Source organism: Bartonella australis AUST/NH1 (genome assembly GCF_000341355.1).
Lineage (GTDB): Bacteria > Pseudomonadota > Alphaproteobacteria > Rhizobiales > Rhizobiaceae > Bartonella > Bartonella australis.
The window spans coordinates 1,444,852-1,462,060 of sequence record NC_020300.1; the positions used below are offsets into that span (position 1 = coordinate 1,444,852).

The 17,209-nt window shown below is 43.0% G+C and carries 15 protein-coding genes; 7 read left to right on the plus strand and 8 right to left on the minus strand.

Annotated elements, in window-relative coordinates; translation table 11 throughout:
* Nucleotides 1–31 precede the first annotated feature (31 nt).
* Together pyk and BANH1_RS06320 are read right to left on the minus strand one after the other, a co-directional pair.
* Nucleotides 32–1,468, minus strand: a complete 1,437-nt coding sequence (gene pyk / locus BANH1_RS06315; protein WP_015398530.1) for a pyruvate kinase — start codon at nucleotides 1,466–1,468, stop codon at nucleotides 32–34.
* On the minus strand, nucleotides 1,465–2,037 hold the full coding sequence (locus BANH1_RS06320) for a DUF1036 domain-containing protein (protein ID WP_015398531.1): 573 nt from the start codon (nucleotides 2,035–2,037) through the stop codon (nucleotides 1,465–1,467). Before BANH1_RS06320 ends, pyk begins: the two co-directional genes overlap by 4 nt.
* Nucleotides 2,038–2,275: 238 nt before the next feature.
* Here BANH1_RS06320 and BANH1_RS06325 point away from each other — a divergent pair, with 238 nt between their 5' ends.
* Nucleotides 2,276–2,533 carry a DUF2312 domain-containing protein gene (locus BANH1_RS06325; RefSeq protein ID WP_015398532.1) on the plus strand — a complete coding sequence of 86 codons (258 nt, stop codon included), beginning with the start codon at nucleotides 2,276–2,278 and terminating at the stop codon, nucleotides 2,531–2,533.
* Between the two features lie 16 nt (nucleotides 2,534–2,549).
* Here the strand turns inward: BANH1_RS06325 and BANH1_RS06330 are convergent, their stop codons facing one another.
* The 3 genes from BANH1_RS06330 to BANH1_RS06340 all read right to left on the minus strand — a co-directional run bounded on the left by BANH1_RS06330 (nucleotide 2,550) and on the right by BANH1_RS06340 (nucleotide 5,628).
* Nucleotides 2,550–4,373, minus strand: a complete 1,824-nt coding sequence (locus BANH1_RS06330; protein ID WP_015398533.1) for an ABC-F family ATP-binding cassette domain-containing protein — start codon at nucleotides 4,371–4,373, stop codon at nucleotides 2,550–2,552.
* Nucleotides 4,373–4,855: a hypothetical protein gene (locus BANH1_RS06335; protein WP_015398534.1), complete on the minus strand. Its 483-nt coding sequence runs from the start codon at nucleotides 4,853–4,855 to the stop codon at nucleotides 4,373–4,375. The genes BANH1_RS06330 and BANH1_RS06335 overlap by 1 nt, the downstream gene beginning before the upstream one ends.
* Nucleotides 4,856–4,947: 92 nt before the next feature.
* Nucleotides 4,948–5,628, minus strand: coding sequence for a thiamine diphosphokinase (locus tag BANH1_RS06340; RefSeq protein ID WP_015398535.1), 681 nt, complete (start codon nucleotides 5,626–5,628; stop codon nucleotides 4,948–4,950).
* A gap of 142 nt (nucleotides 5,629–5,770) precedes the next feature.
* Between BANH1_RS06340 and BANH1_RS06345 the strand changes: the two genes are divergently transcribed.
* The gene (locus BANH1_RS06345) at nucleotides 5,771–7,258 is read left to right on the plus strand and encodes a M48 family metalloprotease (protein WP_015398536.1); all 1,488 of its coding nucleotides are present in this window, start codon (nucleotides 5,771–5,773) and stop codon (nucleotides 7,256–7,258) included.
* A 172-nt stretch (nucleotides 7,259–7,430) separates the two neighbouring features.
* On the opposite strand, the gene BANH1_RS06350 is transcribed toward BANH1_RS06345, so the two are convergent.
* On the minus strand, nucleotides 7,431–8,342 hold the full coding sequence (locus BANH1_RS06350; RefSeq protein WP_015398537.1) for an RNA polymerase factor sigma-32: 912 nt from the start codon (nucleotides 8,340–8,342) through the stop codon (nucleotides 7,431–7,433).
* Nucleotides 8,343–8,901: 559 nt separating this feature from the next.
* Between BANH1_RS06350 and BANH1_RS06355 the strand changes: the two genes are divergently transcribed.
* The 3 genes from BANH1_RS06355 to BANH1_RS06365 all read left to right on the plus strand — a co-directional run bounded on the left by BANH1_RS06355 (nucleotide 8,902) and on the right by BANH1_RS06365 (nucleotide 11,687).
* The gene (locus tag BANH1_RS06355) at nucleotides 8,902–10,440 is read left to right on the plus strand and encodes a hypothetical protein (protein WP_041583122.1); all 1,539 of its coding nucleotides are present in this window, start codon (nucleotides 8,902–8,904) and stop codon (nucleotides 10,438–10,440) included.
* A 36-nt stretch (nucleotides 10,441–10,476) separates the two neighbouring features.
* Complete coding sequence (gene fdxA / locus BANH1_RS06360) at nucleotides 10,477–10,815, plus strand: ferredoxin FdxA (protein ID WP_015398538.1); 339 nt, start codon at nucleotides 10,477–10,479, stop codon at nucleotides 10,813–10,815.
* A gap of 287 nt (nucleotides 10,816–11,102) precedes the next feature.
* Entirely contained in the window at nucleotides 11,103–11,687 is a 585-nt protein-coding gene (locus BANH1_RS06365; protein ID WP_041583325.1) for a CarD family transcriptional regulator, read from the plus strand.
* A gap of 559 nt (nucleotides 11,688–12,246) precedes the next feature.
* Here the strand turns inward: BANH1_RS06365 and rpmF are convergent.
* Nucleotides 12,247–12,426 carry a 50S ribosomal protein L32 gene (rpmF, locus tag BANH1_RS06370; protein ID WP_041583326.1) on the minus strand — a complete coding sequence of 60 codons (180 nt, stop codon included), beginning with the start codon at nucleotides 12,424–12,426 and terminating at the stop codon, nucleotides 12,247–12,249.
* Between the two features lie 514 nt (nucleotides 12,427–12,940).
* Here rpmF and BANH1_RS06380 point away from each other — a divergent pair.
* A complete protein-coding gene (locus BANH1_RS06380; protein WP_015398541.1) occupies nucleotides 12,941–13,843 on the plus strand; it encodes a polyprenyl synthetase family protein in 903 nt (300 codons plus the stop codon).
* 108 nt (nucleotides 13,844–13,951) lie between these two features.
* Here BANH1_RS06380 and ispG read toward each other — a convergent pair whose 3' ends face one another.
* Nucleotides 13,952–15,193, minus strand: a complete 1,242-nt coding sequence (gene ispG / locus BANH1_RS06385) for a flavodoxin-dependent (E)-4-hydroxy-3-methylbut-2-enyl-diphosphate synthase (protein ID WP_015398542.1) — start codon at nucleotides 15,191–15,193, stop codon at nucleotides 13,952–13,954.
* Between the two features lie 253 nt (nucleotides 15,194–15,446).
* Between ispG and BANH1_RS06390 the strand changes: the two genes are divergently transcribed.
* Entirely contained in the window at nucleotides 15,447–15,731 is a 285-nt protein-coding gene (locus tag BANH1_RS06390) for a hypothetical protein (protein ID WP_015398543.1), read from the plus strand.
* The last annotated feature ends 1,478 nt before the right edge of the window (nucleotides 15,732–17,209 follow it).

The window sequence follows — 17,209 nt, forward strand, 5'->3', positions numbered from 1 at the left end:
AATAAAGGGGCGAGAGTCCTTCCGCGTTCTTTCACACGCCCTTCATTCCATCTTTAGAAACAGCGGCGATACGCAATAAATTTGTGGCACCTGGCGTTCCAAGCGGGACTCCGGCCGTCACAATAAACCGGTCACCTCCCCGGCAAAATCCTTCCCGAAAAGCGATCGCAGCGGCCCTATTGACCATATCATCTAAACTACGTGCATCTTCTGTCACGACACAATGAAGCCCCCAAACTAAAGCCAACCGCCGTGCTGTTTTCACAATGGGCGACAAAGCAATAATCGGTCGGTTTGGGCGTTCCCGCGATGTCCGTACACCCGTCGCACCTGAAGCAGTATAAGCCACAATAGCTGTTAATTGGAGTGTTTCAGCGATCTGACGCGCTGCAAGAGCAATTGCATCTGCTCCTGTCGACTCTGGCACAGGATGCTGTGCACTGACCATTGCTGCATAAGTGCGATCTTGTTCAATTTGCCGCGCGATCCTATCCATCATGAGCACAGCCTCTTCAGGATAAAGGCCAGACGCTGATTCAGCCGACAACATTATTGCATCTGTCCCCGCATAAACCGCTGTAGCAACATCGGAAACTTCTGCTCTTGTGGGAACGGACGCTGTTATCATTGATTCAAGCATTTGTGTAGCAACCACGACGGGCTTCCCCGCTGAACGACACGCTTTTATAAGCTCCATCTGAATAGCTGGAACCCTCTCTAGCGGTAATTCTACCCCGAGATCTCCACGCGCAATCATAATGCCATCTGCAACATCAATAATCTTTTCTATGTGCTCCAAAGCCTGGGGCTTTTCGATTTTAGCCATCAATGATACCCTGCCTTGCGTCACCTCACGAACCGCTACGATATCTTCTGAACATTGGATAAAAGAAAGCGCTATCCAATCAATCTCCTGCTCTAAAATAGCTAAAAGATCAGCGTGATCCTTTGGCGTCATCGTCCCAAAGGGCAAGATTGTATCAGGAAGACTTATTCCTTTTCGGTCGGAAATATGGGTTCCAGCAATCACACGGCACTGGAGAGAATGACCATCGCAAACCTCAGCGCGCAATTCGAGCTTACCGTCATTAATCAATAATCGATCACCCGGTTTAACAGCAGATAAAATTTCTTTGTGAGGCAAAAAAACACGCTTTGCATCACCGGGCATATCGCAATCATCTAAGGTGAAACTTTGCCCAACTACCAAATTTTCTTGGCCACGAGCAAAGCAGCCAACACGCAATTTTGGACCTTGCAGATCTGCTAAAATACCAATCGGCCGATTTACGGCTTTTTCTATAGCCCGTATTCGCCTCACTAAATCACACATCGTTGCATGATCAGTATGGCTCATATTAAGGCGAAACACATCCGCCCCTGCGTTAAAAAGCTTTTCAATCATTGAAGATGAAAAAGAAGAAGGACCAAGAGTAGCAACGATTTTTACTTTACGTGCACGTTTCACGGTGATGGCACTCCTAAAAGAGTAGAACCACGGGAAAGCCGTGATAGGGCCCTTGGGACAATAGGACTTTGCGGAGGTGGATTTGCAGACCAAGAGGCATCTGTTAACTGTATTGTCCAGCTCGTTTGACCACCTGTATCAATTTCCTTAAACTCAACTTTTTGAAATCCTCTAGCGAAACAATCATGAACCCCTTCAATCATAAATTGGCTGTCTTGCACACACATAGCCACGGATCCAGGCCAATAGCCTTTTTTTTGAGCATCTTCAGCGTAAAAATAATAAAATCGCGATGAAAGGGGCCCATCAATCAAAGTTTTACATTCTGTTGTCGGAATGACCCACCACCCCTCACTCACCCAACCTGAAGGCGTGCGATAACCAAGGGCAACGCCAACTGACCTTTGGGTTTCATTACAAACCCGAAAGTCAGCTTTCGCAAAACCGGCAATCTGAAATGAAAAAAGGACGCTTAAAAGAAAAATAGCGAAAGCCCTCTGAAATGTCTTCGCCCATTTTTTAATAATCACGAGCTCAATTTTACGACAAAAGCCACTCAAATAAAACATGCATTCCTTCTCTTCTTTTTGCATCTGGAACATTTAAGCGTGGCGCGTTGTCTCGCTACTCTTTGTGCGCCTCCCCGTCACTATTTTGCTAATAGACACGCTTTATATATAATTAATTTAAACTCAATCTGTGAAAAAAAAACGAAAATCTTGACTTTGCATCTGTTTTTCAGGAATCTCCAACATAGTTATCTATCAAAAAGAACCAGCTTACAACAGACAACCCGGAGAAAATACAATGAGCGATATGATTGATCAAACACAATCTATATCCGTAAACCAACTGCGTGCTTTTATTGAACGTATTGAACGGCTAGAAGAAGAAAAAAAAACAATTTCTGATGACATTAGAGACGTTTACACTGAACTTAAAGGATCGGGTTTTGATGGTAAAGCTGTGCGCAATATCGTACGGTTACGCAAAAAAGAAGACCATGAACGGATCGAAGAAGAAGCTATCATTCAGCTCTATAAAAATGCGCTTGGCATGAATTAATTCGAATCAGAATACACTAATTTGGACACGTTTCCCCTTCTATTTCTTCGCGCAAAATTTCGAGTGTAAACCATTTTTCTTCTTTTTGTGCGCACAGTTTTCGCTTCTCTTCGAGCGTTGTGGATAAATGCTCAAAGCGAGTTTTGTCGCGGCTATAGAGTGACGGGTCGGATAATTCTTTTTCAATTATTTTGATTTCATCCTGCAAAAGAGCAATTTGTTCAGGCAGTTTTTCGAGTTCATAAACCTGTTTATAAGATAATTTGCGCGGTGTTGTTTTGTTTTGCGCAGCTATTTGTTTCACAGGATCACGCTTATAAGGCTTCGGATTTTCTTTACGCTGTGAAAGTGCAACTTGCTTTCTTTGCGCCATCATATCGCTATAGCCGCCTGCGTACAAAATCCAGAAACCGTCTCCTTGGGGGACAAGCATATGAGTTACTGTACGGTCTAAAAAATCCCTATCATGGCTAACCAACAGAAGTGTCCCTGCAAAATCAGCGATAAATTCTTGCAATAAATCCAATGTTTCCATATCAAGATCATTGGTCGGTTCGTCCAAAATCAACAGATTTGCAGGTTGCGATAGGAGCTTCGCCAATATTAAACGCGCTCTTTCCCCACCCGACAATTCTTTAAGTGGAGTTCGTGCTTGTTCGGGCGAAAATAAAAAATCCTTCATATAAGAAACAACGTGCTTTTCCTGACCATTGACCAGCAAACTGTCAGCCCTTCCACCCGTTAAATAATGCGCTAAAGTTTCTTCTTCATTTAAAGTACGCTGTTGATCGAGCAGCGCGGTCGTTAAATTATATCCATATTTAATCGTCCCACTATCGGGTGGTTCTTGGCCGGTCAAAACGGATAACAAAGTTGTTTTGCCTACGCCATTCGGACCTATGATACCAAGCTTATCACCACGCTGAAGCCTCAAAGACAAGTCTTTTACAATGATACGATCACCATAAGATTTTGAAATTCGTTTAGCTTCAAGCACCAATTGCCCTAAATCTTGACTTTTAGCGGCTTCCAAGTGCACATTTCCGGTTGGACCTATATAAGTTTGATGCGATTGTCTTAGTTCTTTTAAAACACCCAAGCGTCGTACATTACGTTTTCGCCGCGCTGTGACTCCGTAGCGTAGCCAATGTTCTTCGCGCTTAATCTGGCGATCTAATTTATGTTGGTTGCAGGCTTCCTCTTCTAGGACTTTATCGCGCCACTTTTCAAATTCGCTGAAACGCTTTTCCAGTCTTTTTAACGTACCACGATCAAGCCATGCTATTGAACGCGTCACCGTCTCCAAAAACCGCCTATCATGTGAAATGACCACAATCGCTGCATTTAAAGAACATAAGGTACTTTCAAGCCATTCAATTGCTGGTAAATCAAGATGATTGGTTGGTTCATCCAACAGGAGGATATCTGGTCTTGCAGCGATAGCCCGTAATAAAGAAACACGCCGCTTTTCCCCACCAGAAAGCTTTGCCACTTTTTCAGTACCCGAAAAACCGAGCGTTCCGAAGAGTGTCTTGACCCATTGCGTATCAGGCGCATCATCTAGCCCAGCTTCCACGTAAGTGCTGATATCGTCAAAGCCCGACAAATCAGGGTTTTGCGGCACATAACGCACTGTAGCCCGAGGATGGCGAAAAATTTCGCCTTCACTCGGTTCTATAAATCCCGCTGCAACTTTTAAAAGTGTTGATTTTCCACATCCATTACGACCAACAAGTGCGATGCGCTCCCCTTGTCTCACCGATAAATGAACTTGATTGAGCAAGGGAACAGTCCCAAAAGTTAAGGAAATACGATCAAGCTGCAGATGCGGTATTGCCATCAATGAGACTTCATTGATCGGGAGCAAGGTGCTTGAAATAACACACCTTTTTCATCACGATAAGTGCACAATTGTGGATGTTTAACTGGCTGAGAACAAGGAGCCTCATAGGTCACACCTCTTGCGTCACGGTAAGTGCATAATTGTGGATGTTTAACCGGCTGAGAACAAGGAGCCTCATAGGCCACGCCTCTTGCGTCACGGTAAGTGCACAATTGTGGATAATTAGGAGCGGCATAAACCTCCCTTTTATTTCTTTTTTTCTGGACTTCAGCAACACCTGCCATTGTTCCAACAAGAGCGCCAACCGTTGCACCTGCTGTTGTTCCAGATCCTCCGCCGGCAATTGCCGTTCCTGCTAAAGCACCTAATGCCGCACCACCGACACCATAATGCGCAACTTTTTCTTGAGAAGTTGTACAAGCGACAGAACTTAACCCGACGATTGAAACAACCGCCATTGTCAAAATTGGTTTTAACATATCAAATCTCTCTCCTTAATTTAAGACCGAAACGAAGTCATATTGACTCACATCAATACCCACCTCTTTCCTTCTTGCTTCATTCTTCTGCACTATGTACCAGAAGAATCTTGTGAAATAGGCAGAGATGCTAGCAATATAGCTTTACCAAAACATAAATGAAAACGAAAAGTTCCAAGAATCCGATTAGAAAGTGTCAAAGATGACCCAAAAGGCACATCCTTGCCATAAAGTGGCCATTTTACGCCTGACAATGTCAAACCTCGCAAATCAGAAAATCCAACAATGCTCACCAAGCATCCATCCTGTAAATCACTTATCAAACATCCATCTGGTAAGTCATAAGAAAAAGATTTTGGCACAACTGGCCAGCCTTCTTCATAACCGCTTGTCAATAAAACTGGGATACCTTTTTCTGCCATCGCTATTGCTTGCATCATATGAGAAAGGCTATGATCGCTTCTTTCTCCCCCAAAAGCGCCGCATAAGATAAGTTGCGTGGCGCCTTGTTGTAACGCTTCCTCACATGCTAACGCACTATCGGTCGCTTCTTTATCAGAGGGAAAAATTTCGCGGTGAACATCCCCATATTTTTTGAGCAAAATCTTGTCAGAGGAATCGAAATCCCCTAACCAAATTTCAGGAACAACGCCCAATGCCGCCGCGTGGCGCATCCCACCGTCAGCGGCAATAAACCGGCTCCCGCGAATTTGGTTACGCAGACGATCGGTGACGCGCATATCTCCGTTTAATAATATTGTAAATGTTGTCATACATATTACGCCTTTGTGAAATTCTTTTTTATATTCGTACAGATACAATCATGAAGAAGTCCAACTGCCCCCTGTGTGCAAAACACGCGCAAAAGCACAAGCAAGTTTTTCAAGGAAAAATAGCCAGTAAACGAGACGTATGATGAACAAAGATACCAGATTCGCTCGGAATATATTCTCTTTTCGCATTAAAATTTGTGCGGTTGTAACTGTGAGTCTAGTATTTCTCCTTTCTGCGTGCCAAACAAGGGATATTCTCCTTTTTTCCAACCATTCCACAAAAATCAATCGGGCCGGCCAGCGTGATATCTCTGCCGCATTAGGTGCTACACAACATTCCCGCCTTTTAGAAACCTACGGACGCGAATATCATGATGCAAAGCTTGAGCGCATGTTAGAAAAAATTACGAACAGACTGACGGCAGCTTCGCAAAACCCCGATCTCGTTTATAATGTAATTATTTTGGATTCGGCCCATATAAATGCATTTTCGCTTCCTAATGGCTCTATTTACGTCACCAGCGGCATGTTAGAATTAGCGAATGATTCCTCAGAAGTTGCGGCAGTTTTAGCCCATGAAATGGCACACATCATGGCTAATCACGGTCTTTTACGCCTGCAAAAAGAAGCCGAATTGCGTCAATTAGATCATGTCCCTGTCAATATTCTTTCTCGCTCAAGAAACTCTCTCCAAAGTGCTTTTAAAGGCAAGCGGCAGTTAGCACAATTTTCCCGTAATCAAGAACTCCAAGCTGATTCTATCGGTATAGAAATGCTCAACCGCGCCGGATATGACCCATTTGCCGCCCCGCGCTTTCTTCAGTCGATGGAAGCCTACAGCGCTTTTCGCAACACCTCGGGAACCACAAATACCTCTTTAGATTTTCTAGCAACGCACCCAACAACGCCAAAAAGGATTCTCCTTGCTATAAAAAAGGCCTCATCGATGAATGCGCCTCACACAGAGAATACCGATCACGATAATTTTTTGAAAAATATTGACGGCATGATTTTCGGTGGAAATCTCCGGGAAGGCTACGTACGTGGCAATCAATTTATTCATCCGCAATTGCGGATAACCTTCTCTGTTCCAAATAATTTTGTGATAGATAATTCAGCGCATACCGTCTTGGCCAGCGGCCCAAACAAAATTGCGGTTCGTTTTGACACAGTACCGCGCCCTGCAGAAATATCTGCAAGTAATTATTTAAAAAGTGGATGGATCGCAGGCCTTGATGAATCCTCTGTCCAACCAATCACCATAACTCAAGGCTTGCCGGCAGCCCACGCCTATGCAACCAATGAGCATTGGCAATTTGATATCGTTGTCATCCTTGGCAAAAATAATATTTTCCGCTTTCTTACCGCTGCTCCTCGTCATTCCCCCAATTTTAGCGCTGTCGCCAAAAGCACAACTCAAAGTTTTCATCTTCTTTCATCATCGCAGTTAAGCGAGCTTAAACCTTTTAAAATCCGTATTTTGCGTGTTAAACAAGGAGACAGCATTGCGAGCCTTTCTAGCGAAATGCGCGGCACGATTTACAAAGAAAAGCTGTTTCGCATTATCAACGGGCTCTCCCCGACTCAAACTTTACGCACGGGAACACACGTTAAGATCATTACTGAGTAAATACGGCACCCTCGATAATCCCCACATTAACCGGCTCTACAGGATAAATGAGCGGCGCTACTGGCGGCTTCCTGCACTCCCCCTCTCTTTAAGATAGGTAAAAAGGGCCCTCTTCTCTTAAGGGAAAAACAACAAAAAAAGCATTTTCTTTTCGGATATACGTCAAACTAGCTTATATCTCATAAGCATCCGCTGGATTCACCGTCAACAATGCAGAACGTAATTTCTGCAAAGCCCGTGCTTCAATTTGGCGTACGCGCTCTTTCGAGATTCCTAATTTTTCTCCCAAAACTTCTAAGGTAGCGCCTTCTTCATTTAAACGACGGAAACGAATAATTTCAAGTTCCCGCTCATTGAGAATTTGCAAAGCGTCATACAACCATTGTGTCCGCCGCTGTCCATCAATGACTTGCTCGATCAAAGCGTCAGGAAGAGGATTTTCATCCACTAAAGCATCCATTTTAGCAACCGGGTTTTCACCATTCTCGGAAACAGAGACACTTAACGAGTTATCAGAACCAGAAAAACGAAAATCCATTCTTTCTACATCATTGACTGAGACACCGAGCTTTTCAGCGATCGTACGAAAGATATCTTGTTTAGTCAGAGCACTGTCGTCTTGCACTAATTGGGCGCGCAAACGACGAAGATTAAAGAAAAGCGCCTTTTGTGAAGAACTTGTTCCCCCCCGGACGATTGACCAATTCCGCAAAATATAATCTTGAATAGAAGCACGTATCCACCACGTCGCATAAGTCGAAAAACGCACCTCTCGGTCGGGCTCAAAACGTGCTGCTGCCTCCAACAGTCCCACATAGCCTTCCTGCACTAAATCTCCCAAAGGCATTTTAAAACGTTTAAAACGGTTAGCAATCGAAATAACCAAACGCATATGAGCTGCTGCAATTTGATGCATAGCATCATCATCGTGTTTATCTTTCCACCGTAGAGCCAAATCATGCTCTTTTTGCCGTTCAAGATAAGGCGCTTGCATCGCAGAACGCACCATATTGCGTCCTAAACTTTTGTCAGCATCGCCACAATTTTTACTGCTTTTGTAAGCAGCATTTGAAAGATTACTCATAATAACCCCTTGCGATTAAAGCTATCGAAATTACTCCGACGACGACATCATCATTTTTTAAAAAAATAACGTTAAAGTTGTATTCCTAAATTAGGACTACTTTAACGTGTATTTTTATAATCGCAATTGTTTTTTTATTATGACCATGAAACTCTCGAGTTTAGGGCCCAGACTCGCAAATTGAACGGCCCATATGGCGTAACCTTATTACCCAAAAAAAGTCCGCAAAATGCTGGTATCCTGGGCTTTTTGATGAGAAGAAAGAAAAAATTAATGCTATAAAGAGAAGAGTTTCTGTTTTATTAAATCGCCGTCTTATTTACTTTTTAGGTTGAACGTTTCATTTTATACTTGGCACCCTTAATACAACCAGCAGTTGTTTTTACGCGTAAAAAAGCTACACTTGATCGAAGAAGAAATACCTAAAATCCAGATAATCCCCGAGGGCTACTATAAGAATGATTGAAGAAAACACACTAAACGTGCTAAAGAAGCGGCATCAATACGAAATTATCGATGGTAATGTCTTGCCCATAAATCGCTGAGAAAGAAAATAATCATGGATAACGAAATCATTCAAAAAGATGATATTTTTACTGGAATGCACGAAAATGGCAGATTTGAAGGATTTCGTTTTTACGCTGATAAAAACGAAACGACTCCTCAGAAAACAGACGAACAAAGCGTAATAGACGACGAAAATTTGGTTATTACCTTCGCTAAACGTGCAGCGCGCTTTTGTGCTTCCTCTAACGGAGATTTTACACTAAGCTCTGATGGAATCGTGCGTTGGATCGGTCAACCAGTAGGGCAACTTGTAGCGACAGAAGATATTTTGAACCCCAAACTCATTCTTTTAGCCGATGCTCAATTAACAGGAGAGGCTCGCAGTAATGTTATTGCTCGGTTAGAACGTTTTATAACTTTTCATTTTGAAACAGCCTTAAAACCACTGTTTGATTTACGCAATGCCGATACTTTAACGGGTTTAACACAGAGTCTTGCCCAACAGCTTGTGGACTCTTTGGGAATTTTATCTCGCCGTACAATAGCTGAAATAATTAAAAATCTTGATCAAGAATCGCGCGCGGTATTGCGGCGATTAGGCGTCCGATTCGGAGCTTTTCATATCTACCTTGCGGCGATGCTTAAACCGTCCCCTGCTCAAGCAATTACACTCCTTTGGCGCCTCAAAAATGAAGAGCAGGACCAAAGCGGTTTAAGTGAAATACTGGCGGCCCTAGCCGCTGGGCGAACCTCATTGGTTGTTGACCCTACCTATAATCGAAAATTTTATCGCTTGTCTGGTTACCGGATCTTGGGACGGCGCGCTGTACGGATTGATATTTTAGAACGCTTAGCCAATCTCATTCGCCCTGCACTTAGTTGGAAACCAGGAATAGAACCAAGACCTGATGGCGCTTATGACGGAAGAAATTTTTTTGTTACCCCAACAATGATGTCTATTCTTGGTGCTAACAGCACAGATATGGAAGAAATTCTCAAAGGGCTTGGCTATCAATCACAGCCCGTCAGTGGAGCTGTTTTTGAAAAAACCATTGCACTAAACAACTCCCCCAGCGATGGCGACACGACAACGCAAACTTGCCCTGAAGCAGAATGTGTTGGTCCGCATTGGCAGGTCGTAAAAAAACCGGAAGCAACCCAAAAAGAAAAAAAATCGCTTGCCGCTGAAAAGCATTTTCGTGTAACCGATTCTTTACCAGAAGCGGAGCCTGTTGGCGATTTTGCTGAACAAAAACACGCACCCACAGAAGATAAAATCACCCTCTTATGGTGTTATCAACGCCAGCATAATCACCATTTTCATAAAAACCGCGATAAATTTAGGCAAAAAGAGCAGAATAAAAAGACTTTTAAAAAAGGCGCTATGAGCGACAATGCTTCCAGAAAAGGCGACGCACACACTAAATACCCACACAAATACAAAAAAATTCGTGCTGAACGCTCGGATAACCCACTTTCTCAGGTACGGAAACGCCCAGATCCTGATTCGCCTTTCGCAAAATTGGCGATACTTCGTGACCAGCTCAAAGAGGATAAAGATGCACGCGCTATTCCTTGCAATGGTCGTTAAATCAAAGATCATGAAAGCGGAAAATGGAGTTTAATCTTGACTTACGTTGTAACTGACAATTGCATTGAGTGCAAATACACCGATTGCGTTGAAGTCTGTCCCGTTGATTGCTTTTACGAAGGTGAAAATATGCTTGTCATTCACCCTGATGAATGTATCGATTGCGGTGTATGTGAGCCAGAATGCCCAGCTGAAGCGATTAAGCCCGATACTGAACCAGGATTGGAAAAATGGCTGGAACTCAATCTGAATTATGCGACCAAATGGCCTAATTTAACTACCCAAAAGAGCCCTCTCCCCCAAGCTAAAGAAATGGACGGTGTTCCCAATAAATTCGAAAAGTATTTTTCAGAAAAGCCGGGAAGCGGTGAATAATAACTGCACAACAAGCAAGAGGTCTTCCTAAAAGCTCAGATCATTTTATGTAAAAACAAAATTCTTGAGTGAACTGATTGATTTTTTTGGTGTTTGATGTTAGGAATAGTTCAGCATAATCATTCGGTAAGGTGTTTTATTTTTGCTTCTTTATTGTAAAGAAAAGTCTTTTTTTAAGTCTGAAAATACTCGATTCTACGTCTTATGAATATGCTTTAATTAAAGAACGTTTGGCGTTCGATCTGCTTTTCGGCACGACTGTTGGTCAAAAAGGAAGTAAATTATATATGGCATCCCAAAACACCTCCTCCTCTAACGCTAAAGGGTTTTCAACGTCTGAATATATCGTCTATCCTACCCACGGAGTAGGTCAGATTATAGCGATTGAAGATCAAGAAGTCGCAGGACATAAATTAGAGCTCTTCGTTATCCATTTTGCCAAAGATAAAATGGATGTGAAAGTGCCAATTGCAAAAGCCCTTTCTATCGGGATGCGGAAATTGTCCGCTGTTGATTCCGTTGAGCGTGCATTAAAAATTTTACGAGGAAAAGCCCGGGTTAAGCGGACCATGTGGTCGCGTCGTGCTCAGGAATATGACGCTAAAATTAATTCAGGAGATCTTATGTGTATCGCTGAAGTTGTACGCGATCTTTTTCGCTCCGACTTGCAGCCTGAGCAATCTTATTCCGAGCGCCAACTCTATACGGCGGCCCTTGATAGGATGGCACGCGAGATTGCCGTCATTAATAGCCTTTCTGAGACAGAGGCCATCAATCTCATAGAGATGCATTTAGAAAACAGAGCGAAACGCGGATTAAAAAATGAAATAGATGAAGTAGACGACGAGGGTGAGGTTGTTTACGCTGCATAATGAGAAAAGCGTGTAGGGTGATAGCATAAACCGGCATAAAGCCGGTTTTTGTATTAGCGGCATATTATCTAATATTCACGCTGTCTTACTCAAAAATAAAAAATCAAAGAGTGATTTTATCAATTTAGTGTCTAATCTCTTTCTTAATCATTTTTCAAATTTTATCGTAAAACATCCCGCAAAATTCTAACTTTGAAAATAATCAAAATATAAAAGATATGCCAGAATTTTCAAAAATAACAGGGTTGGGTAACATAAAGCTTCCAGGCCAAAATTTTTAGAGGCAGCCTGGAGAGGACAAAGTACGCAATAATGCCGGAGTCATCGGCTATGCTCAAGCTTTAGGAAAATCATAAATCCGGTGACAGCAGTGTACTTTCCGGCAACACAAAGATTCACCACGCGCTCATAAAGCGAGCAGCTTCCCTCAACGAGCCCCACACAATCAGGAGCTCGACACTAAGACAAGACCAATCCACGAAAAAACTTAAAGGCCCCGCCCTCCGCGAACAACTTGCCTGCGCAATCAACCAATTTATGCTGGTGCTGGATTAAAATTTCAATCCTTAGCGGGTAAAACCGAACGTCCGCGATACATGCCAGTTTTCAAATCAATATGATGAGGACGACGCAATTCGCCAGAATTTTTATCTTCGATATAAGTCGGCGTTTTGAGGGCATCAGCCGAACGGCGCATACCCCGTTTTGACGGAGAGGTTTTTCGTTTAGGTACAGCCATAAAGAGACACTCCAAATCTACTAAAACAGGACACGCAGCGCTAAAGCCAAAAAGTCCCACCCATGGACACAGTAAAATTTCACTTCCCCCTATACACTGATTAAAACCCTTTGACCAGACTTTCATTCAATTTTTTGTTTAGCTTTCTGACCTACTCGACAAATATAATATGTATAACTATATGAAACAGAAATTTGTTTTTTGATCAACTTATTTGAAGATAAAAAGTGATCTATGGGCTTATGGGACTAGGATTAATCAGAATTCGGCAAACTGGCCATAAAAGAAAAAGCCGCAGCTCTTCCGGCTAATGGATCCCCATAGAGAAGATTTATCAAAATGATAAAACCACAGCTTCTACCTCGTAAATTTAGGACCCCGAAAATAGTATAACCTTTTTTCTTTGTACGGCCTTTTACAAAAGAATGCAATCTTACCAAAATAACCATTCCCTTCTGTATTTTCCTATCATAAAAATGAACAACATTATTTTCCAGGGACAAAGGAAGAAAAAATGCATGAATTCACCACCCTTCTCGCAAAACATGCTTGCGACGTCGAAAAGCGGCTTGATGCGTTTCTGAGCAGTAAAGTACAAAATGGTGAAATTTCCCGCCCTGGAGCTTTAATTAAAGCTATGCGTCATGGTGCACTGAACGGCGGCAAACGTCTGCGCCCTTTTCTCGTTACCCAAAGTGCCGCACTTTTTGGTATACCCGCTGAGCAATCCCTTGATGTGAGCGTGGCATTAGAATGTGTTCATTGTTATTCACTCATTCATGATGATCTTCCTGCTATGGATAACGATACACTGCGGCGTGGACGACCGACTGTTCACAAAGCATTTGATGAAGCGACAGCAATCCTTGCAGGCGATGCGCTCTTAACTTTTGCCTTTGAAATTATTGCCCACAAAGCATACACTCTCGGTCCTCAAACCAAAATTGATCTTATCACTTCTCTCGCACAAGCCTCTGGACTTGGCGGCATGGTGGGTGGACAAATTCTCGATCTTGAAGCTGAAAAAAAGCCTCAAGATTACAGTGCAGTTATAACTCTGCAGCGTATGAAAACGGCAGCTCTTATTAGCTTTGCCTGTAAAGCAGGCGCCATAATTGGCAAAGCTTCTGAAGTCCTCACCCAACAGCTTGCTACTTTTGGCACATATATCGGCCTAGCTTTCCAAATAACCGATGATCTTCTTGATGTTACTGCTAGCAGCTTGACCCTAGGAAAGACGACAGGCAAAGACAAAACAGCGAATAAAGCCACTCTGATTAGTCTTTGTGGCGTCCAAGAAACTCAAAAAAAGCGAGATGAGCTTATCACTAAAGCAGAAGAACTTCTCCACCCTTTTGGCGCTAAAGCTAAAATACTCCAACAAGCCGCACGCTTTATTGCAACGCGCAAAAATTAGAGCTTTACTCCTTACGCGCCAACAAAACCACGCGCGGCCGAAAAGCCCGATCTCCATCCTGTAAAATGACTCAAATAAAAGCAAGCAGAATAGAACAGCGGTTTTTGTTCAGCCATGCCCAAAACGGGTATGGATATAATCACTCAAAATGCATTCAAACTCTTCAGCAATACGGGAACCACGCAGAATCTTCACTTTCTTCCCATCGACAAAAACTGGCGCTGCTGGATTTTCGCCTGTTCCAGGCAATGAAATTCCAATATCAGCATGTTTCGATTCGCCTGGCCCATTAACGATACATCCCATGACAGCAACTTTCAAATTTTCGACGCCAGGATATTTTTCACGCCAAACCGGCATATTTTTACATAAATCCATTTCAATTTTTTGCGCTAATTTCTGAAAAACTGTCGAAGTTGTCCGGCCACATCCAGGACAAGCAACAACCACGGGCAAAAATTGCCGAAATCCCATGACCTGCAAAAGCTCCTGACAAACTCTCACTTCCCGCGTCCGATCTCCCCCTGGCTCAGGCGTAAGCGAAATGCGAATTGTATCGCCAATCCCTTGCTGTAACAAAATTCCTAAAGCAACTGAAGAAGCGACAATGCCTTTTGTTCCCATACCCGCTTCCGTTAAACCTAAATGAAGCGCATAATCGCAACGTTCGGCCAATGCGGTATAAACAGCGATCAAATCCTGCACATCACTAACTTTAGCTGAAAGAATAATTTTATCCCGTCCCAAGCCTATCTCTTCAGCCCAAATTGCTGAATGAAGGGCTGACTGAACGACAGCTTCCCGCATGACCTCAATAGCAGATAAAGGACGTTTTTGCTTAGCATTCTCATCCATGAGACGTGTTAATAATACATTATCAAGAGATCCCCAATTCACTCCAATTCGTATCGGTTTTTGATAAGAGCAAGCAATCTCGATGATTTCCGCGAACTGTCGGTCTTTTTTCGCACCAAAACCGACATTTCCGGGATTAATACGGTATTTCGCAAGCGCTTCAGCGCACGCAGGATATTCTGCCAAAAGCTTGTGGCCAATATAATGGAAATCCCCTACCAATGGCACATAAACGCCTAATCGTTCTAATTTTTCCTGTATTTTGGGCACAGCCGCAGCAGCTTCGTCACGATCAACAGTTATCCGCACCAACTGCGACCCCGCCCGCCAAAGAGCATCAATTTGTTCAACCGTCGCATCGACGTCGGCGGTATCTGTATTCGTCATAGACTGGACGACGACCGGACCATCGCCACCCACAACGACGCCGCCCACCGTAACAGCAACGGACCGACGGCGCTCTAAAGGCTTAGACAAGTAATCACCTGAGCTCATTTGCCTCTACCTACAATCTTCTACACCCGTTTTATCAATTACTCTCTAACGACCTCTATAACGACGTCTACCGCGACACAATCCGAGACAAGCGACTGATTAAAAAATTGCCTCAACGGCGCGAACACCCCGCCCCCCTACAGCGATCGACAAAAGAGAGAATGCAACTTTTCGCTCTTCAGCCCGTTATGGCAGGCCCCTAAACACAATTCTGACTGTCATAAGGCGGCGAAAACTACGAAGGAGTAAATCAATGTGTATATTTTCACCTCGCTCTAAGGATACTAAAATAAAAAAGCGCATCGCACAATTAAAAAATGAACTCGCCGCTATCAACCGCTGGCATTCTGACGATAACAGCTGGAGTGATATGTCTGATACGTTCGACGCATGGAAACAAAAAGGGCGCCATGCTCTTCACCAAGTTAATAAACACACCGAAAAACTGAAACAAAAGGTGGAAAAAAACCCTAAAACAACGTTTGCATTGACCGTCGCGATAGCCCTGGCAGGTTTTCTCATCATGCGCAAAAATTAAAATATATTGGTCATGAACAAAATCCCCCTGTGCCCGCTAAAAAGCGGGCATTTTCTATAATCTGCAGAGAGCTTTGTAACATCCTGGAACCACTTAAAAAAAGAAGGACCAAACATTACTGATTATAAACCAAATAAAATCCTCCAGAGTCAACACCCACTTGCTATAACCAAATGGTACAAAAATTAAACTCAAAATAGCCAATGTCTTAACCTCCAGAAGCGCGTTGCAAAGTGTCTCGGTGAGCGTAATTACCGGCATATTGAAAATAAGCTGCTGCCCTCGCCCTCATACAGAATATAATAACACACACTGCAATAGGTTGCGTAATATAGGCCAGATCGCCGATTACAATATTTATTTAAGAATAAAAATTTTACACCGGCTGCAGGTGCAAAATATGCCATGTGGCCTATTAGCTTTCGATAATTCAATACAACAACAAAGAAAATAACGAACCGCCGCATATACAAAGAAGAAAATTGTCCTTTCTCATAACGAACAATGGTCGAAATACTATCAAAAATGGCAAATATTATCGATTGTATAGTAGGCAGAACATGTCGTTCCACCCATGAAGTAACAAACTCGATCATCCGCTTGCGGAGAAATAAAATTTTAGCGTAAACTAGCCTAAACTTAAATAATTTACCCTGATCCTTCGCCCCCATAACACCTAATTGCAAATTTTTCCATTCAAAATTTAGCCGTTTTTGTAAACAGAGCGCCGTTTGAGAAGTCGCGACTAAACGCAAAAAAAGAAGGACAAATCTGAAAGCTCGATCAGCTCTCAGCCGCTTAAGTTCAGAAAAGACACAACAAAACAGCCGAAAGCAGACAAGCCAGCTTCCTGCAACGTCAATATCTCCCTGCAAAAACCGAAATTGTGAAAAAACATTCACAAATTTTGTATTTTTGGGATTAAAGCTCTCCTGCAACCACGCAAACTGAGCTGTGCTAAAAGCGCTACCTCGTTCAAATAAAACTGCCCCCTGTTTAATCCTTGTGCAATCTCCCTGAATGCCGTAGCACCTAACGGCGCCAGAACTTCGCAAATTCAAAAGAGCAGTACCCCTCCCGATCACAGCATTATACACCATCGAAAAATGCTCACACAAAATAGAAATTTCTGACCAATAAGGGACACAAAAGGACGAAAACACACAACATACGCCCCCCAACCGCCGATTTGACTGAAACGCTTTTATCGTCTCTTTTCATTTTTTTACCGAAATTTCCATACTTTCGAGGTTTGACTAAAGAAAATAAAAAGCACGACACACGAATTTTCACAAAATGACAAACACACCCTCTCCGTTATAAAAAATAAAACCGAAAAACATCATCATAAATTAAAATACACCACCCTTAGCCCATAAAGCGCTCAGCCCCAGTTACCGGCCCCGCCCTTCCGTAAAGCTAATGGGAATCAAAGCAGTATAAAAAGCGGCAATAAACGTTTGTCTTACTGAAAATAG

Coding starts and splice junctions, on each gene's coding strand:
- BANH1_RS06320 (WP_015398531.1), bottom strand. CDS start 2,037: ATGTTTTATTTGAGTGGCTTTTGTCGTAAAATTGAGCTCGTGATTATT.
- BANH1_RS06325 (WP_015398532.1), top strand. CDS start 2,276: ATGAGCGATATGATTGATCAAACACAATCTATATCCGTAAACCAACTG.
- BANH1_RS06330 (WP_015398533.1), bottom strand. CDS start 4,373: ATGGCAATACCGCATCTGCAGCTTGATCGTATTTCCTTAACTTTTGGG.
- BANH1_RS06335 (WP_015398534.1), bottom strand. CDS start 4,855: ATGTTAAAACCAATTTTGACAATGGCGGTTGTTTCAATCGTCGGGTTA.
- BANH1_RS06340 (WP_015398535.1), bottom strand. CDS start 5,628: ATGACAACATTTACAATATTATTAAACGGAGATATGCGCGTCACCGAT.
- BANH1_RS06345 (WP_015398536.1), top strand. CDS start 5,771: ATGAACAAAGATACCAGATTCGCTCGGAATATATTCTCTTTTCGCATT.
- BANH1_RS06350 (WP_015398537.1), bottom strand. CDS start 8,342: ATGAGTAATCTTTCAAATGCTGCTTACAAAAGCAGTAAAAATTGTGGC.
- BANH1_RS06355 (WP_041583122.1), top strand. CDS start 8,902: ATGGATAACGAAATCATTCAAAAAGATGATATTTTTACTGGAATGCAC.
- BANH1_RS06365 (WP_041583325.1), top strand. CDS start 11,103: ATGGCATCCCAAAACACCTCCTCCTCTAACGCTAAAGGGTTTTCAACG.
- rpmF (WP_041583326.1), bottom strand. CDS start 12,426: ATGGCTGTACCTAAACGAAAAACCTCTCCGTCAAAACGGGGTATGCGC.
- BANH1_RS06380 (WP_015398541.1), top strand. CDS start 12,941: ATGCATGAATTCACCACCCTTCTCGCAAAACATGCTTGCGACGTCGAA.
- ispG (WP_015398542.1), bottom strand. CDS start 15,193: ATGAGCTCAGGTGATTACTTGTCTAAGCCTTTAGAGCGCCGTCGGTCC.
- BANH1_RS06390 (WP_015398543.1), top strand. CDS start 15,447: ATGTGTATATTTTCACCTCGCTCTAAGGATACTAAAATAAAAAAGCGC.